The sequence below is a fragment of the Brucella pituitosa genome (assembly GCF_965577835.1).
Lineage (GTDB): Bacteria > Pseudomonadota > Alphaproteobacteria > Rhizobiales > Rhizobiaceae > Brucella > Brucella pituitosa.
On record NZ_OZ264093.1, the window covers coordinates 930,458 to 954,048 of the forward strand.

Consider the following 23,591-nt stretch of genomic DNA (forward strand, 5'->3'; position numbering starts at 1 on the left):
TGGGTAACGGCTTTCCTCAGAGCGTTTGAAGATGCATAAGGGAGAAAAGCTCATGAGCAGTGAGACGCAATGACCCAAGCAATTGAACCCATCATTCGCCGCAAACTATCCGACGAAGTTTTCGACCGGCTCGAAAACATGATTACTTCCGGTGAGCTTACGCCGGGCGACGAGATGCCATCCGAGCGTGTTCTGATGGAACGTTTTGGCGTCGGACGTCCCGCGATCCGCGAGGCGATGCAGTCACTTGCCAAGATGGGGCTGGTCAACATCTCGCATGGTGAGCGTGCCAAGGTTTTGAAGCTGACTGCACGCTCAATTTTCCAGCAGGTGGATCCGACTGCGAAGATCATGCTGGCGCAATCCTTGGATACGCTGGAGCATCTTAAAAGTGCACGTATTTTCTTCGAGCGTGGAATTGCGCGTGAAGCAGCTCAGAAGGCCAGCGAACAAGACGTTGCGGACCTTCGCGCCATCGTGGAGCGCCAGCGGGAATCGCTGGGTGATGCCGATGCATTTATTTCTGCTGATATGGAGTTTCATATTCGGATCGCGAAGATTTCAGGCAATCCGATCTTCGTTGGCGTCAGTGAAGCGATGCTTGCCTGGCTGCGTGAATATCATACGCATATGCTGATCTGGACCGGGAAAGAGAAATATACGCTGGTCGAACACGAAGAAATTATCGACATGCTTGCGGCCAAAAATTCTGACGGTGCGGAAGCTGCGATGCTGCGTCATCTGGAGCGCTCGCGCGCCCTTTATACGAAATAACCTTTTTCGGGATGCGCTTTAATTTTCAGGGATGTTCTCTCTGAAGATCACCTGAACGCGGGGTGGCTGCTGGTCGAATGGCTCGCCTTTGATGCTGCTCATTAAAGTAGCCAGCGCCTCGCGTGCTTCAACGCGCGGGTTTTGATCAATGACAGCATCCATCGTGCCGTTCAGCAGCAGGCGTTTGGTGCTTTCGGTCAGTTCATGGCCGATGAAAATAACCGAATCCGATTTTCCTGAATCCATCAGCGCCTGTCCGATACCCTGATTGCCTGCGCCGAGATTATAGATGCCGGCAAGGTTGGGATGGCGCTTCAGCAAAGCCATGGTTTCCGTGTAGGCTTTCTCGCGGCTGTCCTCGATCTCTTTGAGTTCGACGATATTCAAGTGCGAGAACTCTTCCGCAATGACACGACGAAAGCCCATTTCGCGTTCCTCATGGCCGCGATAGGAAAGCGATCCGGCAAAGAGCGCGATCTTGTTTTCGGGCTGCAGGCCAAGAAAACGACCGAGAATATAGCCGCCGAGACGGCCAGCCGCACGATTATCGATGCCGATATAGCCGACGCGCGGCACATGGAGAATGTCAGACGCGATGGTGACGATATGAGCGCCGGATTCGGCGAGTGCGCGCATGGCTTCGCGCACGGTTGGGTGATCCAGTGCAATAACACCGATACCTTGTGTATGTCCCTTGAGGCCTTCAAGGGCGTGCGCAAGCGTATCCGGGTTGAAACCTTCGACGCTATGGATTGTAAGCTCTATTTCCGGCCTCAAAGCTGCTTGCCTGACGATCTGGTCGCGCAGATTGGCAATGAAGGTGTTTGTACCTGCTGGTAGAACGAAATCCAGCTTGATGCGGTCGGTGAGGTGCGTGTTGCGAGGCGCGCTGCCGGGAAGGTAGCCAAGATTGCGTGCGGCTTCGAGCACGATTTCGCGTGTGCGCTCTTTCACGCCTTCGCGGTTATTCAGTACACGATCAACCGTGGCGCTGGAAACGCCTGCTGTTCTGGCAATGTCGCTCACCGTGGAACGCAAATCAGACTCCTCATCAAAATGATGGAAAATGATGTATTTCGATTTGCACAAGATGCAAGGCTTGTTGTGTATCGGATACGTGTTTTCCTCATGAATTTGGCTTTACTGCGATATAATGTCATCAAAAACCATCATAATTTATATACGAATGTCAAAATTTAAGACGGCGTTCAAGAATTTAGTCAATTTCGATGTTAAATGATTTAAAATGATTTTATATGATGTTGACACTCCTGCATTGAATCTTCATTAATCCTCAAGTTGCCAATGGAGGTTGGCATTTTCCTCGGATGAGGACGGCCCTGCTTGTCGGGTTTTCGATGAGATGTGGGCTTGGAAATATATAGGGAGGATGCAATGAGCGAAGCGCGGGGCTTTGTTCCTGATCCGCAGGTGCGGGTTCGGAACTTCAAAATCGGCTGTATCGGCGCAGGCATGATCATGGCCGAATGCCATCTTGCGGCCTATAAGGAAGCGGGCTTTACGGTCGCGGCAATCGCCTCGCGCACCAGGGCAAAGGCCGAAGAGGTCGCCAGGCGCTGGGGCATCGCCAAGGTTCACGACACGCCTGAAGAGCTGATCGCCGATGAAGCAATCGAAATCCTCGATATTGCTTATCCGCCGGATCAACAGCCCACGCTTATTCGCAAAGCGCTTGCTCAGCCACATATCAAAGGCATTCTCGCACAAAAGCCGCTGGCTCTGACGCTTGAGGAGGCCATCGCCCTTCGCGATGAGGCGGCAAAGGCTGGCAAAATCCTCTCGGTCAATCAGAACATGCGCTACGACCAATCGATGCGTGTGTTGAAGCAAATTCTAGACAAGGGTGAGCTGGGCACGCCTGTCATGGCCACCATCGAGATGCGCGCGATCCCACATTGGCAGGGCTTTCTCGAAGATTACGACCGCCTGACGCTGTCTAACATGAGCGTGCATCATCTCGATGTGCTGCGCTTCCTGTTTGGTGAGCCTGAAACGATCACCACGCTGACGCGGACTGATCCGCGCACGAAATTCGCGCATAAGGACGGCATCACTGTCTCGACGCTGATGTTCCCAAGTGGCGTTATGGCTGTTTCGATGGAAGACGTCTGGTCCGGACCGCGCGAAGAGGGCTTTGACAGCGATATTTACATCAAATGGCGGGTCGAGGGCACAGATGGTGTGGCACAGGGCACGATTGGCTGGCCCGATGGCTCGCCATCGACACTGACTTATGCCTCCAAAAAGACGACGGACGGCAAATGGGTGAGCCCGAAATGGGAAACCATGTGGTTCCCGCATGCTTTCATTGGTGTGATGGAGCAGCTGCAATACGCCATTCAGTCTGGCAAACCGCCAGCACTGTCAGTGGCAGACAATGTGAAAACGGTTGCGCTCATCGAGGCTGGCTACAAGTCGATTGATGAAGGCCGGACGGTCAGATTGTCCGAGATATCAATTAAGTAGACGAGCGCATCCCGAAAAGTGTGAAGCGGTTTTCGGAAAAGATGCGCGTTAACAAATAATCTTAACGGGAGGGTTTCGATCATGATGCAGGTGGGTATTTTCAGCGGCTATTTTCCTTATTCGCTTGAGGAAACAGCCAAAAAAATCCGGGCGCTCGATTTCAATACAGTCCAGCTGGACATGCATTTCAAGGATATCGATCTGAGTGCTGGTCAGATCACCAAGGACAAGTGCGTCAAAATCCGCGAGACATTCCGCGATCACAATCTGCCGATTTCGTGCATTTCCGGCTACACCAACATCATTCATCCGGACAAGGCAGAGCGCGAGCGTCGCGTGGGCTATCTCAAAGAGATTATCCGCCACGCGCAATATCTCGGCACGCCCTATGTGATTTCGGAAACCGGCACCTACAACACCGAGTCTGATTGGGTTCATCATCCCAAGAACAAGACCGAAGAAGGCTTTGAAGAATGCCGCAAGGTCATCGCTGATCTATCACAGTTTGCCTATGATCATGGTGCTGTGTTCCTGCTCGAAACCTATGTGAACAACGTTGTTGGTTCGGTCGAAGAAACGGTCAAGATGTTTGCGCAGGTTGATCATCCGGGCCTTGGCCTGCTGATGGACCCGACCAATTATTTTGAGACGCATAACATTGATCGCATGGATGAAATCCTTAATCAGGTCTTTGATACGCTAAGCGACAAGATCAAGATCGGTCATGCCAAAGACGTCAAGCGCTCAGGCGATGACAAGACAGAAAAGCACGCCGACATTGGCGATGCGGATGCGCTTGAAAGCCATACTTTCCGTGGCGTTGGTGAAATCGAACTGCCAGCTCCGGGTCTTGGTTCGCTGAACTACGACCTGTACCTCAAGCGCCTTGCGCAGAAGCATCCAAATATTCCGATGATTATCGAACATCTCGATGAGGCCGATGTGCCGCGCGCGAAGAAGTTCCTTGATGGGAAGCTGCGCGCGCAGGGACTTTAACACCGTGGGGGGTGGGCGGTCAGTGCTGTAGACAAGCGTTTGAGCACTGGCCGCTTTACGAATGAATTGGCTATAGGCCAGATTATTTAAGGTTCGACAATGGTGAAGCTTTTTGGTGAGGCGAGATCGCGTCGCGATATTGCAGCTTGCAGTGGTTCGTTTGCACAATTTGCAGGCGTTCGCCTGATGGTGCTGGAAGATGGATTGGAACGCGGCATAAGAATGCTGGAGTTCCGTTCGGGCACAGGCTTACGTTTCACTGTTCTTGTTGATCGTGCTTTGGATATTGCCGATTGCGACTATCGCGGCATGGCGATTGGCTGGCACTCACCGTCCGGTTTCCGCCATCCGGGACTGCATGAATATGAGGGGGAAGGCGGCCTTGGCTGGATGCGTTCTTTCTCCGGCCTGATGGTGACATGCGGTCTCGACCATATCCTCTTCATGTATGACGAGGTGGCGGACCATTATAATTACAAGCCGCGTCAGACGATCAAGCATTCCATTCATGGCCGTGTCGGCACCATTCCTGCGAAACTGACCGGCTATGGTGAGCGCTGGGAAGGCGACGAATGTTTTCTCTGGTGCGAGGGTGTCGTCACGCAGGGAACCGTTTTTGGCGAGCATCTGGAATTGACGCGCCGCATCGAAATCAAGGCTGGTACAAACGATATCAAGCTCACGGATCGCGTGACCAATCGCGGCTTTTATCGCACGCCGCATATGTATTGTTATCACATCAATGTCGGGCACCCCGTTTTGGCCGAAGGCTCGCGTTATCTGGCGCCTGTCAGGGATGTGGTCTGGGCGGCTCATGCCGGAGAAGACTACAAAAAACAGGGCGTCGGCTATCGCACGTTGCCTGCACCGCAGATGCAGTTTCATGAGCAGGTCTGGCAGCATGAAATGGGTGCCGATGCCAATGGCGAAGTGCCGGTTGCGCTGGTCAATGACCGGCTTGGCATCGGCTTTGAAGTCGTTACCCGAAAGGACCAGTTCCCTTGCATGTATGAGTGGCAGAACCTGCAGGCCGGGCAATATGCGCTCGGCATCGAACCTGCGACCAATCACGTTCTGGGACATGGTGCGGCCCGCGACCGCGGCGAGCTGATCTGGCTCGAATATGGTGAGGAACGCCGTTACGACAGTACGTTCCGAGTTTTGGGTGATGCCGCTGACATGGCGGCGAGTGAAGCACGCATTACTGCAATCGCGAAACAACCTGTAGACGATTATCCGGCACCATCCGGCAATCACATTGCAATTGGAGGCCGCTCATGACCGCACCATCGCCGTTTTCGGTTGCAGGGAAAACCATTCTCTATACGGGTGCTGCCGGTGGTCTCGGTCTTGAAACCGCGCTCAGTTTTCTGCGCGCTGGCGCACGGGTTGTGGCTATCGATCATGATCCAAAAAAGATAGAGGAGCTGCAAAGCAAGGCCGAGGCCGAAGGCCTTGCCGGGCTTTCGATTCACACACTTGATCTGTCTGACTTGCAGGCACTTCGCCCAGCATTGGAAGCGATTTCAAACGAAGCTGGCGGCTTTGATGTCGTCATCAACAATGCTGCGATTTATCCATCCAAGTCGTTTGAAGACTATACGCTTGAGGAAATGCAGAAAGTGCAGCACATCAATGTCGATGCGGGCATTGTTTGCGTCCAGGTGGCGCTGCCGCATATGCGGGAAAAGGGCTGGGGTCGCATCATTAACATCGCCAGCGTGACTGCCTATGGCGGCTGGGCACTCCTTTCGCCTTATGTGCAATCAAAGGGCGCGCTCATCGGACTTGCGCGTGCCTGGGCACGCGAGTTCGGTGCTTATGGCATTACAGTCAATGCAATCTCTCCGGGTGCTTTTCCAACTGATGCCGAGAAAATCCATCCCGATCCGGAAGGCTACACGAAATTTGTGCTGGAGCATCAGTCGGTCAAGCGTCGCGGGTCATCGCGGGATATTGCCTCGGCTTTGATGTTCCTGGCTTCCGATGAAGCTGGATTTATCACCGGTCAGACCTTGAATGTCGATGGCGGATGGGTAATGCATTAGGGACGAATTTGCATTGGAGGAATGCGTGAGAAAGCTTTATCTGGCGGTCGGGTCGCTTAACCGCGAAGCCCCTTATTTTCAGGGTGCGCGTGGCGAAGGTCTTTCCATCTACGCATTCGATACGACGACAGGAGATGCATCGCATATTTGCGCTACGCCGTCCGTTGATAATCCGACATTCCTGAGTGTCTCGCCGGATACAGGCGTGATCTATGCAAATTCCGAAGTGTTCAGCTGGCACGAGGGAACGGTCAGCGCCTATCGTTTTGATGCCGAAAAGGGTGAACTTGTTTATCTCAACAAGCAAAGTGCCCAAGGCAGCATAACTGCGCACAATACCGTGACACGTGATGACAAGTTTGTGCTCGTCGCCAATTATGCGATGGGATCAGGCGGGCCGGATCAGTCGCTTGTTGCGCTGCCGGTAAAGCCAGATGGTAGTCTCGGGCCGGTTGCACATAGCGTTCGTCACGAGGGTAAAATTGGACCTGTCGCTGATCGGCAGGAACGCAGCCACCCGCATTGCGTGGTTGAAACACCGGAAGGCGGCATGTTCCTGTCTGCTGATCTTGGCCTTGATGAAGTCATTGCCTATCACCTTGATAGTGATGGCAGTTTCAAGAGGCTGAGCAGTGTTGCGACGGCACCCGGCGCTGGTCCTCGCCATATCGCGCAGCATTCTAATGGCCGGTTTGTCTATGTGTCCAATGAACTGAATTCCACAGTTTCACTGATTGCGCGTCGCGGCGATGAGATGCGCCTTGTTCAGACGCTGCCGACGGTGCCAGCGAATGTTGAGTCGCACGGCGCTGATATTCACCTCTCACCCGATGGTCGTTTTCTTTATTGTTCGAACCGTGGTCATGACACGATCACAGCATTTCGTGTGGATCAGGAAAATGGCAGCCTGGCTGAGCTCGGTCACAGCTTTACGGGTGGTGCAACACCGCGTAATTTTACGCTGACACCGGATGGTAACTGGCTTCTGGTCGCAAACCAGAATGGAGATTGCATTGCGATCTTCGCAATCGACAAGGAGACGGGGAATTTGACCGATACGGGCAAACGCATCGAAATTGGCACTCCCGTCTGTGTCAGGCCGTTCTATCTGTGAGCGCTGAAGTGTCAATACCGCGAAAACAGCGCCGCAAAGGCTCTGGCGTGACCATGGCAGATGTGGCTGCGGCTGCAGGGGTTTCCATGCAGACTGTTTCGCGCGCGTTGCGTTTTCCGGATTCCGTAACGCTTGAGAAGCGGAAGCTCATTCAGGATGCTATCGAGAAGACGCACTACGTCCATAATCTCGCGGCAAGCCATCTTGCATCGCATAAAAGCAATACGGTTGCGGCGATCATACCCACGCTGTCCGCATCTGTTTTTGCTGACACGATCCAGCATTTTTCCGATGTGCTGCATCAGGCCGGTTATCAGATATTTTTAGGCAATACCGATTACCGACTGGAGCGCGAGGAAGAAATCATTCGCAGCCTTCTCGGTAGGCGACCGGATGGCGTTTTTCTGATAGGCACACACCATAGCAAGCGCAGCGTCGCTTTGCTCAAACGTGCGGAAATTCCTGTCGTTGAGGGCTGGGATTTTACCGATAAACCAATCGACCGGCTGGTTGGGTTTTCCAATACGGCGGCGATCACCGAGATGGTCAGTCATCTGATCAACACGGGTCGGCGCTATATCGTGTTTGCCGGTGTGGTTCGGAAAGGCGACAGCCGTGCTGCCGAACGCCGTGCCGCATTCAAAGCGGCGATGGAGCAACAGTTCCCGGATGAGAAACCACGCATCACGGTGGCAACTGAAATGCCGATTGCCATGGCTTCGGGTGTCGATCTTCTGCGACGGGCGCTAGCTCAATATCCGGAAGCCGATGCTGTCATGTTTTCAAGTGATATTCTTGCTTCCGGCGCGCTTTTGGAGACGCAGCGCATCGGCATCAAGGTGCCGCAACGCCTTGCGATTACCGGCTTTGGTGACTTTGAACTTTCGCGTCATCTGCTGCCGCCATTGACGACCGTTGCAGTGCCTTCCGCGGAAATCGGACGGCGGTCGGGTGAGCTATTGCTTGAAGCCATGCGTGGCGAAACATCGACAAACACGATTGTCGATGTTGGTTTTGAGCTCAAGATCAGGGCCAGTGGCTAAATAGCCATCTGATGCTCGAAGTCCGTTAGCACTTCGCAGCCATTTTCAGTCACATGCAGCATGAATTCGAGCCGCACACCGCCAGTTGGGAAATGTGAGCGCTAATTTATAAAATAGAACTATAGCAAAAATTATGAGGATATGAACATAAAAATGTTAGCGCTCACTATAGACAACGCAGAAATTTTGGATAGGTTCTGACCCAAATGGATTTGAGCAGGGAGTGGAGCTGCCATGGGTGTTTTATCAGGCTATCGTGTGCTGGATTGTTCAATTGCGATGGCGGGGCCATTTGCGGCGCAACGGCTGGGCGATCTTGGCGCCGACGTAGTGAAGGTTGAGCCGACGACAGGCGAATGGCAGCGCCATGTGGCGGCGGGCGGTGCCGAAGGCAATCGCGTTAATGTCTCTTTCCTGTCGCTAAACCGTAACAAGCGTTCGCTCGCGGTCGATCTGAAATCACCAGACGGAAAACAGGTGCTTCTTGACCTTGTGAAAACTGCCGACGTGTTTCTGCAAAACTATCGTCCGGGCGTCGCAAAGCGCCTTGGCGTCGATTACGAGTCGCTGGTGAAGATCAATCCGAAGCTGATCTATGTTTCGATTTCCGGTTATGGCGAAGATGGTCCTTATGTCCATCGTCCGGGACAGGATCTCGTTTTGCAGGGCATGTCGGGTGCCATGCTTTCCGCAGGCCGTGAAGGCGAACCGCCAACTGCCGCCGGGCAATATCTCGTTGATGCGATCACAGCTTATACTGCTTTTGAAGGCGCGCTTGCAGCGCTTCTCCATCGCGAGCGGACAGGTGAGGGGCAGTTGGTGCAGGTCAATATGCTCGACGCGATCACCACCATTCAGATGCAGGAGCTTTCGGTTTTTACCGTCGGTGGCAAGCCGCAAAACCGTTCGGCAGAGCCACATGCCCATGTCTATATCCGGGCGCCTTACGGTGCTTTTGCAACGTCTGACGGCTTTATCATCGTCGCTTTTCCGAAGCTGAAAACGCTGGGTGAAGTGATCGGCGAAGACAGTTTCCTCACCATGAATGATGAGGTTGATACCTGGGCGCGCCGCGATGAAATCTTTGCCAAGACACGCGATAAGCTGAAAACGAAAACCTCTGCCGAATGGCTGGAGCTTCTGCGCGCAGCCGATATCTGGTGCGGGCCTGTCTATGGCTATGCCGATCTCGTGGACGACGAGCAGATCAGGCATAACGGCACCTTTGTCGAATATGAGCATCCGACCGAAGGCAAGGTAAAGACGCCGGGCTTCCCGATCCGCTTTTCCAAAACGCCGTCGATGGTTGATCGCGGAGCACCCGTAACCGGGCAGGATACGCGGGATGTGCTGGCTGAAGCCGGATATGCGGCAGACAAGATTGAAGCACTTGAGAAATCGGGCGCTATCGTGTCGGGGCACATCTGAAATGCAGGTGATTAAAGCTCTGACCTGGGATCATCCGCGCGGCTATAATGCATTGGCGGCGGCATCAAAATTGCCGGATGTCATCAATGCGGGTCTGGAAATCCATTGGGACAAGCAGCCGCTTGAAGGTTTTGAATCCCACCCGATTGCTGATCTCTGCGCGCGTTATGATCTCGTGGTTCTCGATCATCCGCATGTCGGCGAAGCGCTTGCTGGCGATTGCCTGCTTTCGCTTGAAGACGTGTTTGGCGCTGAGACCGTTGCGGAACTTGGCAAAGCCAGCATCGGACCGTCTTTGACGAGCTACCGCTTTGCGGGCAAGCACTGGGCACTGCCGCTTGATGCTGCAACGCAGGTTATGGCTTTGCGGCCTGATCTCGTAGAGGGTGTTCCTACGACATGGGATGATGTTGCCCGTCTGTCGCGTGACACTGGCAAGGTAGCGCTTTCCATTGCTGGTCCACATGCTTGCCTGTCGTTTTTGTCCATTGCGGCAGCTTTTGGCGAGCCACCTGCTGAAAAAGACCCCGATATTCTCGTTTCAGAAAATGTCGGACGGAAGGTCTATGATCTGATGGCAGAGCTTGCCGCACGCAGCCCTGCATCGGTTAGACATAAAAATCCTATCGGCATTCTTGGCCATATGGCCGAGCATGACGACGTGGCTCTATGTCCGCTGGTCTATGGCTATGTAAACTATGCGGCCCCGCAGAGTGGGCAAGCCATCGCATTTCACAATGCACCGCGCGCTCATGCCGATGGACGTCCGGGCTCGACACTGGGCGGCACGGGCATTGGTGTTTCTCGTCGCGCTCATATCACCTCGTCGCTCAAAGCCCATCTTTTGTGGCTGATGAGCCGTGAAGCGCAATCAGGATTTATCCCGGATCATGAAGGCCAGCCCTCGCGCCGTGATGCCTGGCACGACGAGCGGGTGAACCGGCGATGGGGCAATTTTTATCGCAACACGGCGGATACGCTCGAGCAGGCTTATGTGCGCCCGCGCCATGATGGCTATATCACCTTTCAGGGCAAAGCTTCGGCGCTTTTGGGGGCGGCTTTTGATGAAAAGCGCTCGGCCTCCGATGTCCTGAATGAGCTTCAGTCTCTTTATGTCGCTTCGCGCGTGAATGCCGGTGAAAGGTAGATTGCTATGACCCAAGACGTTAAATTTGAAGTGGATGGTGCTGTTGCCATCATCACCTTGAACCGTCCGCAAAAACTCAATGCCGTCACGCCAGAAATGGCAGATGCGATTGTGGTTGCCGTTACTGAATGCAACGACAGCAACACCATTCGTTGCGTTATTCTGACGGGTGCGGGAGAGCGCGCATTTTGTGCGGGCTCGGATATTCGCGAACTCGATACTTATGAGACGCCGTGGCAGTTCCGCAATCGCCCGGATTACTGCGATGCATTCCGCGCGCTTCTCAAACCGTCGATTGCAGCGGTCAATGGCTATGCTTTTGGCGGTGGGCTGGAAACGGCGATGTCCTGCGATATCCGCATTGCTTCGGATAATGCGCAGTTTGCAGCACCGGAGATCAAGCTTGGCTGGATCGGTGGCGGTGGTATGGCCGCTCATCTGGCGCACTCCATCGGCGCATCTAATGCAGCATTGATGATTATGACAGGCGACCCGATTTCAGCCGAGAAGGCGGAACGATGGGGGCTAGTGAGTGAAGTCGTGCCGCAGGCCGATCTGCTCAAGCGTGCCCGTGAAATCGCAGATGTGATCGCGTCGCGCGCGCCGATTGCTGCTGAAACCGCGAAGCTCAACCTCAAAGCAGCTGTCTCGATGCCGCTTGAAAAAGCCATCGAGTATGAGCGCGACCTGCAAACGATCTGCTTTGCAACTGCTGATGCGCAGGAGGGGCGAGCGGCGTTCAAGGAGAAAAGAGCGCCGGTTTTCAAGCGGCGCTAACAAAGGCCGGGGGGCTTTATATACGTCAAATCGAGGGAGAGGGATTTTGACAACCGAAACTATGAGCAAGCAGAAGGCGCTTGGCAGTACAATTTTTGCCAGCACCATCGGTACCGTCATTGAATGGTATGACTTCATTCTTTACGCAACGGCTGCAGCGCTGATCTTCAACCATCTGTTCTTTCCGCAATTTGATCCGACAACCGGTATCATTGCGTCTTTTGCGACCTATACGGTCGGTTTTCTGGTGCGTCCGCTGGGCGGCATCATCTTTGGTTGGATGGGCGACCGCATCGGACGCAAGCCTGTGCTGATGCTTACCCTTCTGATGATGGGTATCAGCACCACATTGATCGGTTGTCTACCGACTTACGATTCAATTGGCATCTGGGCACCGATCCTGTTGCTGGCTCTTCGCGTCGTTCAGGGGCTTGGTGCAGGTGCAGAATATGCGGGCGCTGTGGTCATGGCGGGTGAGATTGCTGGTAATCGCCGTGGCTTCTTTGCAAGTCTTCCTGCCGCAGCTGTTGATGTGGCGACAATTCTTGCAGCAGGCGTCTTTGCGCTTTTCACGCTTCTGCCGGAAGAAGCCTTCATGAGTTGGGGCTGGCGCGTACCGTTCCTGTTAAGCGGCCTGGTGCTGTTCCTCGGCATCTATATTCGCCAGAAAGTGCCTGAATCGCCTGAGTTTTTGCAGGTAAAGGAAGAGCGTCGCGACGCGAAACTGCCGGTGCTCGAAGTGCTTCGGGATCATCCAAGAACAATGCTTGCGGCAATGGGTGCAAATTTCGCGCCAAACCTGTCCTATGTGTTTCAGACATTCACATTGGCCTATGCGACATCGAAGCTCGGTTTCCCGCGGGAAATCATCCTTATTGGTGTGATGCTTTCAAGTGCGTTCGGTGCAGTTATGTGCGTGGTATTTGGCGCTCTGTCTGACCGCGTTGGTCGTGTGCCGATCATGGCTATGGGGTCTGCTGCTGCCGCAATCTACTCGCTGGTGTATTTCCAGCTTCTGGGTGCCGGCACGCCTTGGACTGCAGTGGTGCTGATTATCATCGGCCATGCGATTGGCGCGCGTTCTTCGTTCGGCGTTCAGCCATCGTTTTATTGCGACATTTTCCCAACAGAAGTTCGCTACAGTGCGATTGCTTTTGCACGAGAAGTGACTGGTGCGCTCTTTGTTGGCCCGCTGCCGCTGCTCGCAACAGCTTTGGTGAGCTGGTACGATTCCGCCTGGCCAGTTGCCGTGATTACTGCGCTTTATTGCCTGATCACAACGGTATCTGTGCTCTCTGTTGAGAAAGCGCAAAAGCTTGATGCGGAAGCCAGGGAACGACGCGATCTGGTCGAACAAAAAGCGTAGCCGCGAATTCGCAACTACGCTTACAGCGGTTCCAGTTAAGACTGAATCGTTGGAGCCGCTGTAACTCTTTGTTTTTACGCATTATCCGACGCATCGCAGCAGGAAAAGAAATCAGTCCGGCGAACTGATTTCCCTGCGGAGGCGCTTCGCACTTTTGCTGGAAATGCTATAAATTTGAAAATGCTCTGACCGGATTCCGGTCAGAGTTTTCCAGTCAGGGCTGCATTCAGCAGATCAAGCGCACCCTGTTTTGTAAGCTCAATCGGGTTGCCGCCAGCAGTTGGATCGACAATAGCCATTTCGGCGATCAAGTCTTTGCGCGCTGCGTCCATTTCGAGCCCTTTGACGAATTCCGGCAAAGTATTCGGTACCCCGAGGTCTTTGCGCAGCTTCATGATGGCATCGACAAAGCCGTCGAAGCCACCTTTGATGCCAAGATAATCGGCAAGGCGTTCAATGCGCTTTTCGATAGCCGCGCGGTTGTGTTTGAGCACATAGGGCATGAAGACGGCATTGGTCATACCATGATGTGTGTCGTAAAGCGCACCGATGGGGTGGGAGAGGGAATGGATTGCGCCAAGCCCCTTTTGGAAAGCCGTCGCCCCCATGGAGGCCGCAGCCATCAGATTGGCACGTGCTTCGATATCCGCGCCATTGGCATAGGCTTTTGGAAGATTTTCAAACACAAGACGGATGCCTTCAACAGCAATGCCGTCAGCCATCGGATGAAAGCCCGGTGCGCAATAAGCTTCCAGACAATGTGCCAGCGCATCCATGCCGGTGCCGACCGTGATGAAGGGCGGCATGCCGGTTGAGAGTTCCGGATCGGCAATGACGGTCACGGGCAGCATTTTCGGATGGAAAATAACTTTCTTGGTGTGCGTTGCTTCGTTGGTCAGAACGCCAGCGCGACCAACTTCCGAGCCCGTTCCAGCGGTTGTTGGCACAGCAATGATCGGTGCAATTGCGTTGCTGTCAGCGCGTGTCCACCAGTCCCCAATGTCTTCAAAATCCCAGACGTCGCGGGTCTGGCCTGCCTGAAATGCGATAAGCTTGCCAAGATCAAGCGCCGAACCTCCGCCAAATGCAATCACACCATCATGCTTGCCTTCGTTGAAAACCTTGACGCCAGCATAAAGATTGCTTTCGACCGGGTTCGGCTTCACATCGGAAAAAACCGCATATTTGACGCCAGCCGCATCAAGAATGGCGAGTGTGGAAGCGACGACTGGTAACTTTGCAAGGCCGGGATCTGTGACAAAGAGTGGGCGTTCAATACCCGCTGCTTTCAGGACAGTGGGCAGTTCCTTGATACGGCCCGGCCCGAAAAGCACGGTGGTCGGGAAATTCCATTTGGCAGTCAAAGTGGTCATGTCGATCGCTTTCCAGATATTAAAAGCATTTCCAGCAAAAGTCTGATGCGGTTTTGCGTGAGGTAAATACGTCAGACAAATTGGTCAGAGTTTTTCACGCAGATGGAAGGATTTTGGCCGCGTGAGATTGCCGTAACCAATGGGTGAAAGGGCAGCGCCTTTGCCGGTATCCTTCACACCGGTCCACACAAGTGCGGGGTCGAGATAATCGCAACGGTTCATGAATACAGTGCCGGTTTCAATACGGTCGCCGAGTGCTGCCGCGTGATCGGTATCGGTTGTCCAGAGTGAAGCGGTGAGGCCATAAATACTGTCATTCATCAGTGCGAGCGCTCCCTCATCATTGCGCACTTTCATGATGCCAACAATGGGGCCGAAGCTTTCTTCACGCATGACACTCATCTGATGATCGACATGGGTGAGCACTTCCGGCGCAATATAAGGCGAACCGGAAACGTCATTGCCGACTGTCATGTTTACATGGGCTTTAGCGCCTTTGCGCAAAGCTTCGGCCTTCTGCTCCCGAATGAGATCAGCAAAGCGTGCCTGCGCCATCGGCCCAAGCGTTGTTGTGCTATCCAGTGGATTACCAACGACATATTGCTTTGTGAGATCGATGAAGCCGTCGACGAAGCGGTCATAAACGGCCTCGTGCACATAAATACGTTCGATGCCGCAGCAGCACTGGCCGGAATTGAAGAACGCGCCATCGACCAGATTGGCGACGGCATAATCGAGGTTGACGTCCGGCAAAACGTAAGCCGGATCTTTTCCGCCAAGTTCCAGCCCAAGCGACATGAAAGTGCCTGCCGCAGCTTTTTCGATGGCGCGTCCGCCACCAACGGAGCCGGTGAAATTGACATGGTCGATGCTGCCGGATGCGAGCAGCTTCTCAGTCGATGCGTGATCCAGAACAATATTCTGGAAGACACCTTTTGGAATCCCCGCCTTCTCGAAAGCCTGCGCAAAACGTTCGCCGGTCAGCAATGTCTGCGTGGCGTGTTTGAGGATCACGCTGTTGCCCGCCATCAGGGCCGGAATGATGGTATTGACTGCAGTGAGATAAGGATAATTCCACGGTGCAATGACCATAACAACGCCAAGCGGAACGTGCTTTACGTAACGACGGAAACCATCCTTCTGCGTGGGTACATAAGGGTTCAGCGCTTCGTCGGCGATGTCGATCATATATTGGCCGCGCTCCTGCACGCCGCCGTTCTCGCCGCCATAGCGCGTTGGGCGGCCCATCTGCCAGGCAATTTCAGGAATGATTGCCTCCTGCATTGCGGCAAGTACATCCAATGCCGCACGACAATAGCTGGCCCGTTCTGCGATGCTCGTTGCGGCCCATCTGACCTGCGCCTGCCGTGCTGCAGTGACTGCAGCGTTGATCGCGGCGTCACTCGCATAAGGACGCTCCGCATAAATCGAGCCATCAATTGGGGAGATGATCTTGGCTGTGCCGCTCATCGGGCAGTTCCTTTGTATGAAGTCATTCTGTATTTCAGTCTGTTTCGTGACCGCAGGTCAATACCGTTCAAAGCCGCGATGCAGTTCCCAATCGGTAACGCGGCGGTCATATTCGATCTGCTCCCAATGAGCGGTGTGGACATAGTGATTGACCACGCTTTCTCCGAGCGCTTCCTTGAGGAATGCCGAGTTTTTGAGAGCCTCTGCTGCTTCGCGTAAGGTGTAAGGAATTTCCTTGAGCTTGACCGCGCTATAGGCGTCACCCACGAACGGATCTTCCAGTTCGAGGTTTTCGTCGATGCCCTTAAGCCCTGCCGCAATAAGCGCGGCAAAAGCCAGATAGGGGTTAAGATCAGCACCGCCGATGCGGCACTCGATACGAATGCCTTTGGTGCCTTCGCCGCAAAGTCTAAAACCTGCCGTGCGGTTGTCCTGGCTCCACATAATCTTCGTCGGCGCGAATGTACCAGCCTGAAAGCGCTTATAGGAGTTGATATAGGGTGCCAGAAAATAGGTGTAATCGACGGCATATTTGAGCTGCCCCGCCACCCATGAGCGCATCAGCGGTGTCATGGTATTGGGTGCTTTGGGATCGAAGAATAGTGGTTCCTTGCCGTCGGCGCTCCAGATGGAATTGTGGATGTGGCTTGAACTTCCAGCTCTGGAATAATCATACTTAGCCATGAAAGTGATGCACTTGCCGTGTGCCTCGGCTATTTCCTTCATGGCATTTTTCATGATGACATGGCGGTCGGCCATTTCCAGCGCTTCGGCATAGCGAACATTGAGTTCCTGTTGTCCGGGGCCCCATTCGCCCTTGGAGTTCTCAACCGGAATACCCGCAGCCCCAAGATGATTGCGCATGGCGCGCAGAACCTGCTCTTCCTTGGTGGTCAGGTGGATCACATAATCCTGCACATAGGGAGAGGCGGTCTCCATCTCGTGCCAGTGTTTGGCGCGCGCCGTTTTGTAAGTCTCATCGAAGAGGTAAAATTCCAGCTCTGACGCGAAATAGGCGCGATAACCACGCTCATGCAGGCGCGCCAGCTGCTTTTTCAGGATGCCGCGCGGTGAATGCGCAAGGTCTTCGTGATCATGATGATCAAGCACATCGCAGAGAACAATTGCCGTCTTTTCCAGCCATGGTGCGAGGCGCAACGTTGAAAGATCGGGCTTTATGACGAAATCGCCATAGCCCTTGTCCCAGCTTGCAGCTTCATAACCCGGCACCGGTTCCATATCGATGTCGTCAGCCAGAAGATAGTTGCAGCCATGCGTTTCATCGTGGGCGGATTCCACAAAGAATGGTCCGTAGAAGCGTTTGCCAATCAGACGCCCCTGCATGTCAACAAAACATGCAAGCACGGTATCAATCTCGTCATTTGCGACGGCTTTTTTCAGTGTATCGAAAGTCAACTGTTCGGCCATTTAATGCTTCGCTCCTCACGGGAAAAAATCATGGGCGCCGCGCATTGTTGCGCGACGCCCTGAATTGTTAGCTGTAGCGATAAGGCGCGCCCGCATTGCGCATGGTTTCCTGATATTTCTTCAGGATCGCGACCACCTTGGCATTGCGTTCGCTCTGCTTGGCAACGTCGTCCCAGAACTCAAGGGCTGCGTCTTCGATCTGTTTCCACTCAGATTCTGGAATGGTGGTGAGTTCGAGCTTGCCGCCGGTGGTGCGATAATGCGCTTCACCCCACCAATACCAATGCTGGCGATGGTAGTGCGATGAATCCATAGCAAGGCGGAACAGCGTCTTGAGATGGTCCGGCACGGCTTCCCATTTTTCAGTATTCGCGAAATAGGAACCGGCCCAAGCGCCATTGATGTTGTTGGTGAGGTAGTATTTGTTAATGTCTGCCCAACCAACCGTATAGGCCTCCGTCGCACCGCACCATGCAACACCATCAAGCTCGCCGGTCTGGATGGCGACTTCGATATCTTCCCATGGCAATGTGACCGGAACGACGCCGAATTTTGTCAGGAAGCGACCGCCGGTGGGGAAGGTGAAGACGCGCAGGCCCTTAAGATCCGCAACGCTGCGGATCGGCTTTGTCGTCACAAAGTTGCAAGGGTCCCATGAACCGGCGCTGAGCCATGTGACGCCCGGGATTTCCTTATACGCTTCTTCCCAGATTTCATTGAGACCGTACCAGTTGAAGAGTGCAGGTACGTCGAGACTATAGCGCGACGCAAACGGGAAATAGGCCCCGAATACGGCGACATCGACTGGCGAGGCCATGGAGTCATCGTCGCTTTGCGCTGCATCGATTGTACCGGCCTGAACAGCGCGGAAGAGTTCGCCCTGCGGGACGAGCTGGTCGGCGGTATAGAGTTCGATCACCATTTCGCCATTTGCAGCCTTGTTGAAGGCGTCGATAGACGGCTTGATGACATGTTCTGCGAGTGCCGGACCCGCATAGGTCTGCAGACGCCATTTGATCGGGCTCTGAGCCCGTACATAAGGCGTCGCAAGTGTGGTGGCGCCAATGGCCCCCACCGTTGTCAGTCCGGCCTTTTTGAGAAAGTCGCGTTTGTTAAGCTTGTTATTCTCACTCATGCCCATTCTCCCATTAAGTGTTTGAAGTTCCCTGCTATTTTAACGGTTTGGCCATTGGTGGCTCTTTTGACCGTTCATGCTTATGCGTTCCCCCTGAACCCTCGCAATTGGACCCATTATTTGCCCATATACCAATTGGGCAGCCACATCGCGATCTGCGGAAAGATCATCAGAATGATGATGGTCAGCACCATGAGGAAGAAGAATGGCACGATGGACCGGTAGATATCCATCAGCGTGACCTCTTTTGGTGCCAACGCCCGCATCATGAAGAGATTGTACCCGAATGGCGGTGTGATGTACGCGATCTGACAGGTGATGGTGTAGAGAATGCCAAACCAGATGGGATTAAAGCCCAAGCTCTTTACCAACGGAATATAAAGAGGCGCTACGATCACCAGCATAGCTGTGTCATCAAGGAACATGCCCAATATGATGAAGGAAAAAAGCATCAGGACCAGAATTGTCCAGGGGGACAAATCAAAGGTGCCAAGCAAGAGACGCTCGATTGCCTTTACTGCACCAAGGCCGTCATAGACCGACGAGAAGCAAAGTGCAGCCAGAATGATCCAGAGGAACATACAGGTAATAGTCAGCGTATTACGCGTTGTGGTTTCCCAAACAACTTTCGTCAGACGTTTGGTGAACAACGCTGCCAGAGTTGCCAGCAGTGCTCCAATAGCCGAGCTTTCAACGAGGCTTGTAACGCCTGTCAGAAACAGCCCCATCATGGTGCCAAAGATGACAAGCGGAAGCAGCCCGACCTGAAGCGACGAGATCCGTTCGCCCCATGTAATCCGCTCGAGTTCTTCCTTGGGCAAGGTTGGCCCAAGCTCGGGATTTATGCGACAGCGTATATAAATATAGATAGAAAAGAGGGCAGCCATCAGTAGACCTGGCCCGATACCCGCCAACCAGAGCTGTAAAACCGGTTGCCGTGCAATCATGGCATAAAGCACCAGTACGACGCTTGGTGGGATCAGAATGCCGAGCGAACTGCCTGCCTGAATGACGCCCGTCACCATGACCTTGTTATAACCGCGTTTGAGAAGTTCAGGCAGTGCGACGGTTGCACCAATTGCCATGCCCGCGACGCTCAATCCGTTCATGCAGGAAATGATGACCATCAGGCCAATGGTTCCCAAGGCCAGGCCACCGCGAATGCCTCCAAACCAGACATGGAACATGCGGTAGAGATTGCTGGCGATGCCGGATTCCGAGAGCATATAGCCCATGAAAACAAAGAACGGCACAGTTATGAGCGGATACCAGTTCAACACCGCGAATGTGGCATTGTAGGGCATCTCGAAGGAACCCTTGCCCCAGAGCAGAAGTGCTGCGATTGTGCCCACAAATCCGATCACACCGAAGACGCGCTGACCTGTCATCAGCAGCACCATCATCGTGGCGAACATGAAAAGTGTGATGAATTCGGAACTCATATGTGGTGGCCTTCCTCAATCGCAGGGCCTGCAATGGTTTCGATTGGTTTCCCCCGCCAGGAGGCCCAGTCCTTGAAGAAATTCGAGACGCATTGAAGAAGCAGAAGGAAGATGCCCACTGTCATGATGAGTTTGATCGGCCACAAGACCGGTGCCCAGGCCGTATAATTCTTCTGGCTATAGACGATCGCGTAATTGGTGGATGAGATGCCGCCCATCACCATCACTCCCAGATAGAAGATGATGAAGAGAATGGTGATCATATCGGTGATCGCCTTCCTGCGTGGGCTCAGGCGATCAAAGAACAGATCCATACGCACATGCGCGCCCTGCTGCATGGCATAGGCTCCACCCAGCAGATAATAGGCAGAGAGAAGGAACTGGGACATTTCCAGTACCCAGTTCACCGGCACACCCAGTACAACGCGCGAAAAGGTTGAATAAAGAAGGCAGGCGCCAAGTACGAAAAAGAGATACATGGCAAAGCGCCCGACATAATAATTCAGCGCATCAACATATTTGACGAATAGTCTGATCGGCTTCGGCATTTCCCGCTCCTTCAGGCCTTCGGTCTGGTGAGTTGAAGTTGAGGGTCCAGCGTCTTCGCAATATCTGTAAAGATTGTTGCGAGCCGCGCGGCCCAGGCATCCTGTGTGTCTTTGTTCGTGATTTCATTGTTGCGGAGTTCAATCATCGCGCACGGTGTATTGCGTGGTCGTGCATGACGCTCCAGCGTGTAATAGACCCGATCAGCGGGTGAATAGGGCTCGTTCACCCCGACATTGAGGCTCCTGTCCTGCTTTAAAGCAGCAATCAGTGGTGCCGCGATCCGGTCGTCCTGATCGTGAATGATGCCAATTTGCCAGGGACGCGAAACACCGCGATAGATCGGGGTGAAAGAATGGATGGTTACCACCCATGATGCCTGACCGCGTGCTGCGCGGGCATTGATGACCTCTTCGATCCGGCGGTGAAACGGTCTGTGCGATAGATCAATCCGCGCGGTTCTTTCCACCGAGCCGAGTTCGTGATTGCCCGGAACAACCGTTGTTTCGCTGATTTCAGGAATAAGATCCCGCGCATCGAGGGGGCGGTTGCAATCGATAAGCAGGCGCGAAAGGCCGGCTTCGACAAGAGGAGCATCGAGTGCGGCGCTTAAATGCCTCGCAACTTCAACCGCGCCGGGATCCCATGCGATATGCGCGTTGAGAGCTTCCGCGTCGAGCCCAAGTCCGTCGAAGCTGTCCGGTATGAAATTGGATGCGTGTTCGCAAACGAAGAGATAGGGGCTTTTCCCTTCCTCGTTTATGACAAAATACGGCTCAAAAGACATAGCTCCAGTAGCCGCGCGATTATCTCGCTCGTCCGTCATTCTGCTTGTTCCCCGCGCTGTAACTTATGTTACGTTTTTTACAATTATGCGCTATTGCGGATTATTTGATACGTCGTATGATAATTTGTCAAACACAATTTTGCCCGAATTTGAAAAGAGCTGCCAGAATGGAAAATGCCGCAATGACGAGCACGAGCGTCGCGGAACTGATTAATGAGCGTATTGATACGATGCCTGCTGGTGAACGCAGTGCAGCACAAACATTGATCGCGAATTATCCCATGCTGGGGCTTAAAACTGTGGCTGAGTTTTCCGCACAGGCCGGTGTCAGCTCACCAACGATCCTGCGGTTCGTCAATCGCCTTGGCTTTCAGAATTACCCCGATTTTCAGGCTCGGTTGCAGGACGAACTTGCAGCGCAGCTTCAATCGCCGCATCACCGTAACGAGCATCCCGAAAAGGGCAGGGATGCTGCATATCCGGCAGTGGAACATACGCTGGAGAATATTCGCGAGACCTTCCGTCACTTAGGCGAGAAGCAGTTGCGGCAAGTGGTTTCGGCACTGAGCAATTCCAGGGGAAATGTCTATCTGATCGGTGGACGGTTCACCGATCCGATCGCGCAATATATGGCGGCGCATATGTCGATTATTCGCCCACATGTGTTTCATCTTGGCGGACAGGAAAGTGTGTGGCGGGATCGTTTGCTGGATATGGGCAAAAGAGATGTTCTGGTCGTCTTCGATATACGCCGTTATCAGGACAGTCTGTTGAAGCTTGCTGAGAAAGCAAGGGGGCGAGGCGTTGAAGTCGTCCTGATTACGGATCAGTGGCTTTCACCCATCGCGCGCGTGGCACGCCACGTATTGGCAGGCCGTATTACCGTGCCTTCCGCATGGGACTCATCGGCAGCGCTTTTCGTGCTGGCTGAAACAATTATCCGCGAAATGACGCGGGCTTTGGAGCAGGATAGTGCTGCGCGCATCGCTGAACTTGAAGCACTCCGCTAGATACTTTCTTATAAAGAACCTAACGTTTTTGATGGTCTCCGCCATCTATTTTCCCGCACGTGAGATGCGCCGATCTGATCGATAATACTTTGATAATATTATAAATTAATCTGATTCCATCGGATGGTGAGGCCGGGTTTCTTATGGCCAAATTCTCACAATATTACCCTCTTGGATAAGCCAGAGACGTTTCTTTCTCGCGCAAAAGCGCGGAAAAGAAGCTTGACTCAACTTATGACATAAGTCATATGACAGATGCTGTGTCAGCCTGATGAGGATCAGGGCAGAATAAAAGGCACTGCGGGAGGAAATGTCGAAGTGCCATGGGACGGTGCTTGGGCAGAAAAAGCTGGAGGAAATCATGATCTCGAAATTGTTGAAGCGTTTTGCGCTTGCTGCAACTTTCGCTTCTGCCTTGTGCGCTGGTGCATCATCAGTCATGGCGCAATCTTTGTCTGACATTACCGGAAAAGGAACTGTCACGGTCGGTGTGCTGACAGGCATTCCGCCATACGACACGGTTGATGCAAGCGGCAAAACCGACGGGTTTCTCGTCGAAGTCGCACGTGATGCCGCAAAGGCGCTCGGCGTTAATCTGGAAGTCGTGCCGGTAAATAATGCTTCGCGCTCGGCAGCGCTTGAGTCCGGTCGTGTAGACTTTCTGATTGCGCAGATGACAGCAACGCCAGAACGCGCCAAAACCTTTCTGATGACCAACCCTTATGGCGCTTATGAAATGCGCTTCATTGCTGCAAAAGACCTCAAGGTTGAATCTTTGCAGGACCTTGCAGGCAAGCGCATCTCGGTGCCGAAGGGCAGTACGCAGGATGTTGCGGTAAGTGGTTATGGCATCGAAGGGCTTGAAGTTGTCCGTTTCGATGACGATGCGCTTGCAATGCAGGCGCTGATTTCGGGGCAGGTTGATGCCACAGCAGCAGTTGCAACGGTTGCCGAAGACATCATCAAAAAGCGGAACCTCACCAATCTTGAAATCAAGAAAGATGTGCCGATCTTTACGCTCTACTGGTCTATGGCCACGCGCAAGGATGCATTTGAGCTTCATCAGTGGCTGAATAATTTCATCTACTACGAAGAAGTTACGGGCCGTCTGAATGAACTCCATCAAAAGTGGATTGGTGGCCCAATTCCGGGTGGAAAACTCCCGACATTCTAAGTCCTTTCTGTCTGATCGGCGTCGCATGCCGAAATGTATGCGACAT

21 protein-coding genes are annotated in these 23,591 nt (G+C 53.5%); 13 read left to right on the forward strand and 8 right to left on the reverse strand.

Going from position 1 to position 23,591, the window contains the following annotated elements; translation table 11 throughout:
- Nucleotides 1-69 precede the first annotated feature (69 nt).
- Entirely contained in the window at nucleotides 70-774 is a 705-nt protein-coding gene (locus ACSME1_RS15495) for a transcriptional regulator NanR (RefSeq protein ID WP_024900164.1), read from the forward strand.
- Nucleotides 775-792: 18 nt separating this feature from the next.
- On the opposite strand, the gene ACSME1_RS15500 is transcribed toward ACSME1_RS15495, so the two are convergent.
- The gene (locus tag ACSME1_RS15500) at nucleotides 793-1,812 is read right to left on the reverse strand and encodes a LacI family DNA-binding transcriptional regulator (RefSeq protein ID WP_024900165.1); all 1,020 of its coding nucleotides are present in this window, start codon (nucleotides 1,810-1,812) and stop codon (nucleotides 793-795) included.
- Nucleotides 1,813-2,169: 357 nt separating this feature from the next.
- Here ACSME1_RS15500 and ACSME1_RS15505 point away from each other — a divergent pair, with 357 nt between their 5' ends.
- The 10 genes from ACSME1_RS15505 to ACSME1_RS15550 all read left to right on the forward strand — a co-directional run bounded on the left by ACSME1_RS15505 (nucleotide 2,170) and on the right by ACSME1_RS15550 (nucleotide 13,180).
- Nucleotides 2,170-3,261, forward strand: a complete 1,092-nt coding sequence (locus ACSME1_RS15505) for a Gfo/Idh/MocA family protein (RefSeq protein WP_100557259.1) — start codon at nucleotides 2,170-2,172, stop codon at nucleotides 3,259-3,261.
- 81 nt (nucleotides 3,262-3,342) lie between these two features.
- Nucleotides 3,343-4,257 carry a sugar phosphate isomerase/epimerase family protein gene (locus ACSME1_RS15510; protein ID WP_100557258.1) on the forward strand — a complete coding sequence of 305 codons (915 nt, stop codon included), beginning with the start codon at nucleotides 3,343-3,345 and terminating at the stop codon, nucleotides 4,255-4,257.
- Nucleotides 4,258-4,356: 99 nt separating this feature from the next.
- On the forward strand, nucleotides 4,357-5,538 hold the full coding sequence (locus ACSME1_RS15515) for an aldose 1-epimerase family protein (RefSeq protein WP_435654969.1): 1,182 nt from the start codon (nucleotides 4,357-4,359) through the stop codon (nucleotides 5,536-5,538).
- The gene (locus ACSME1_RS15520; RefSeq protein WP_105707562.1) at nucleotides 5,535-6,305 is read left to right on the forward strand and encodes an SDR family NAD(P)-dependent oxidoreductase; all 771 of its coding nucleotides are present in this window, start codon (nucleotides 5,535-5,537) and stop codon (nucleotides 6,303-6,305) included. The genes ACSME1_RS15515 and ACSME1_RS15520 overlap by 4 nt, the downstream gene beginning before the upstream one ends.
- A gap of 25 nt (nucleotides 6,306-6,330) precedes the next feature.
- Nucleotides 6,331-7,419 (forward strand): lactonase family protein, encoded by a 1,089-nt coding sequence (locus ACSME1_RS15525; RefSeq protein ID WP_105707564.1) that lies wholly within the window; start codon nucleotides 6,331-6,333, stop codon nucleotides 7,417-7,419.
- 8 nt (nucleotides 7,420-7,427) lie between these two features.
- Nucleotides 7,428-8,462 carry a LacI family DNA-binding transcriptional regulator gene (locus tag ACSME1_RS15530; RefSeq protein ID WP_435654970.1) on the forward strand — a complete coding sequence of 345 codons (1,035 nt, stop codon included), beginning with the start codon at nucleotides 7,428-7,430 and terminating at the stop codon, nucleotides 8,460-8,462.
- Between the two features lie 234 nt (nucleotides 8,463-8,696).
- Complete coding sequence (locus ACSME1_RS15535; protein ID WP_024900172.1) at nucleotides 8,697-9,890, forward strand: CaiB/BaiF CoA transferase family protein; 1,194 nt, start codon at nucleotides 8,697-8,699, stop codon at nucleotides 9,888-9,890.
- Between the two features lies 1 nt (nucleotide 9,891).
- The gene (locus ACSME1_RS15540) at nucleotides 9,892-11,037 is read left to right on the forward strand and encodes an extracellular solute-binding protein (RefSeq protein WP_024900173.1); all 1,146 of its coding nucleotides are present in this window, start codon (nucleotides 9,892-9,894) and stop codon (nucleotides 11,035-11,037) included.
- 6 nt (nucleotides 11,038-11,043) lie between these two features.
- Nucleotides 11,044-11,814: an enoyl-CoA hydratase/isomerase family protein gene (locus ACSME1_RS15545; protein ID WP_024900174.1), complete on the forward strand. Its 771-nt coding sequence runs from the start codon at nucleotides 11,044-11,046 to the stop codon at nucleotides 11,812-11,814.
- Nucleotides 11,815-11,860: 46 nt separating this feature from the next.
- Nucleotides 11,861-13,180 carry an MFS transporter gene (locus tag ACSME1_RS15550; protein ID WP_161662586.1) on the forward strand — a complete coding sequence of 440 codons (1,320 nt, stop codon included), beginning with the start codon at nucleotides 11,861-11,863 and terminating at the stop codon, nucleotides 13,178-13,180.
- 200 nt (nucleotides 13,181-13,380) lie between these two features.
- On the opposite strand, the gene ACSME1_RS15555 is transcribed toward ACSME1_RS15550, so the two are convergent.
- From ACSME1_RS15555 to ACSME1_RS15585, 7 genes are all read right to left on the reverse strand, one after another.
- The gene (locus tag ACSME1_RS15555; RefSeq protein WP_024900176.1) at nucleotides 13,381-14,553 is read right to left on the reverse strand and encodes an iron-containing alcohol dehydrogenase; all 1,173 of its coding nucleotides are present in this window, start codon (nucleotides 14,551-14,553) and stop codon (nucleotides 13,381-13,383) included.
- Between the two features lie 84 nt (nucleotides 14,554-14,637).
- Nucleotides 14,638-16,023 (reverse strand): aldehyde dehydrogenase family protein, encoded by a 1,386-nt coding sequence (locus ACSME1_RS15560; protein ID WP_435654971.1) that lies wholly within the window; start codon nucleotides 16,021-16,023, stop codon nucleotides 14,638-14,640.
- A 57-nt stretch (nucleotides 16,024-16,080) separates the two neighbouring features.
- The gene (locus ACSME1_RS15565) at nucleotides 16,081-17,451 is read right to left on the reverse strand and encodes a glutamine synthetase family protein (RefSeq protein WP_024900178.1); all 1,371 of its coding nucleotides are present in this window, start codon (nucleotides 17,449-17,451) and stop codon (nucleotides 16,081-16,083) included.
- A 67-nt stretch (nucleotides 17,452-17,518) separates the two neighbouring features.
- Entirely contained in the window at nucleotides 17,519-18,586 is a 1,068-nt protein-coding gene (locus ACSME1_RS15570; RefSeq protein ID WP_024900179.1) for a TRAP transporter substrate-binding protein, read from the reverse strand.
- A gap of 116 nt (nucleotides 18,587-18,702) precedes the next feature.
- Nucleotides 18,703-20,028: a TRAP transporter large permease gene (locus tag ACSME1_RS15575; RefSeq protein ID WP_024900180.1), complete on the reverse strand. Its 1,326-nt coding sequence runs from the start codon at nucleotides 20,026-20,028 to the stop codon at nucleotides 18,703-18,705.
- Complete coding sequence (locus tag ACSME1_RS15580) at nucleotides 20,025-20,576, reverse strand: TRAP transporter small permease subunit (protein WP_024900181.1); 552 nt, start codon at nucleotides 20,574-20,576, stop codon at nucleotides 20,025-20,027. The genes ACSME1_RS15575 and ACSME1_RS15580 overlap by 4 nt, the downstream gene beginning before the upstream one ends.
- 11 nt (nucleotides 20,577-20,587) lie before the next feature.
- Nucleotides 20,588-21,400: an N-formylglutamate amidohydrolase gene (locus tag ACSME1_RS15585; RefSeq protein ID WP_105707569.1), complete on the reverse strand. Its 813-nt coding sequence runs from the start codon at nucleotides 21,398-21,400 to the stop codon at nucleotides 20,588-20,590.
- Nucleotides 21,401-21,528: 128 nt separating this feature from the next.
- Here ACSME1_RS15585 and ACSME1_RS15590 point away from each other — a divergent pair, with 128 nt between their 5' ends.
- Both ACSME1_RS15590 and ACSME1_RS15595 read left to right on the forward strand, forming a co-directional pair.
- Nucleotides 21,529-22,371, forward strand: a complete 843-nt coding sequence (locus tag ACSME1_RS15590) for a MurR/RpiR family transcriptional regulator (RefSeq protein ID WP_105707571.1) — start codon at nucleotides 21,529-21,531, stop codon at nucleotides 22,369-22,371.
- A 310-nt stretch (nucleotides 22,372-22,681) separates the two neighbouring features.
- Nucleotides 22,682-23,545 (forward strand): transporter substrate-binding domain-containing protein, encoded by an 864-nt coding sequence (locus tag ACSME1_RS15595; protein ID WP_051514979.1) that lies wholly within the window; start codon nucleotides 22,682-22,684, stop codon nucleotides 23,543-23,545.
- The last annotated feature ends 46 nt before the right edge of the window (nucleotides 23,546-23,591 follow it).

What these genes read in the sequence shown, in the direction of transcription:
- ACSME1_RS15570 (WP_024900179.1), bottom strand. Translation starts at nt 18,586, where the DNA reads ATGAGTGAGAATAACAAGCTTAACAAACGCGACTTTCTCAAAAAGGCC.
- ACSME1_RS15560 (WP_435654971.1), bottom strand. Translation starts at nt 16,023, where the DNA reads ATGAGCGGCACAGCCAAGATCATCTCCCCAATTGATGGCTCGATTTAT.
- ACSME1_RS15580 (WP_024900181.1), bottom strand. Translation starts at nt 20,576, where the DNA reads ATGCCGAAGCCGATCAGACTATTCGTCAAATATGTTGATGCGCTGAAT.
- ACSME1_RS15590 (WP_105707571.1), top strand. Translation starts at nt 21,529, where the DNA reads ATGGAAAATGCCGCAATGACGAGCACGAGCGTCGCGGAACTGATTAAT.
- ACSME1_RS15540 (WP_024900173.1), top strand. Translation starts at nt 9,892, where the DNA reads ATGCAGGTGATTAAAGCTCTGACCTGGGATCATCCGCGCGGCTATAAT.
- ACSME1_RS15505 (WP_100557259.1), top strand. Translation starts at nt 2,170, where the DNA reads ATGAGCGAAGCGCGGGGCTTTGTTCCTGATCCGCAGGTGCGGGTTCGG.
- ACSME1_RS15535 (WP_024900172.1), top strand. Translation starts at nt 8,697, where the DNA reads ATGGGTGTTTTATCAGGCTATCGTGTGCTGGATTGTTCAATTGCGATG.
- ACSME1_RS15585 (WP_105707569.1), bottom strand. Translation starts at nt 21,400, where the DNA reads ATGACGGACGAGCGAGATAATCGCGCGGCTACTGGAGCTATGTCTTTT.
- ACSME1_RS15510 (WP_100557258.1), top strand. Translation starts at nt 3,343, where the DNA reads ATGATGCAGGTGGGTATTTTCAGCGGCTATTTTCCTTATTCGCTTGAG.
- ACSME1_RS15545 (WP_024900174.1), top strand. Translation starts at nt 11,044, where the DNA reads ATGACCCAAGACGTTAAATTTGAAGTGGATGGTGCTGTTGCCATCATC.
- ACSME1_RS15555 (WP_024900176.1), bottom strand. Translation starts at nt 14,553, where the DNA reads ATGACCACTTTGACTGCCAAATGGAATTTCCCGACCACCGTGCTTTTC.
- ACSME1_RS15565 (WP_024900178.1), bottom strand. Translation starts at nt 17,451, where the DNA reads ATGGCCGAACAGTTGACTTTCGATACACTGAAAAAAGCCGTCGCAAAT.
- ACSME1_RS15520 (WP_105707562.1), top strand. Translation starts at nt 5,535, where the DNA reads ATGACCGCACCATCGCCGTTTTCGGTTGCAGGGAAAACCATTCTCTAT.
- ACSME1_RS15515 (WP_435654969.1), top strand. Translation starts at nt 4,357, where the DNA reads ATGGTGAAGCTTTTTGGTGAGGCGAGATCGCGTCGCGATATTGCAGCT.
- ACSME1_RS15595 (WP_051514979.1), top strand. Translation starts at nt 22,682, where the DNA reads ATGTCGAAGTGCCATGGGACGGTGCTTGGGCAGAAAAAGCTGGAGGAA.
- ACSME1_RS15575 (WP_024900180.1), bottom strand. Translation starts at nt 20,028, where the DNA reads ATGAGTTCCGAATTCATCACACTTTTCATGTTCGCCACGATGATGGTG.
- ACSME1_RS15495 (WP_024900164.1), top strand. Translation starts at nt 70, where the DNA reads ATGACCCAAGCAATTGAACCCATCATTCGCCGCAAACTATCCGACGAA.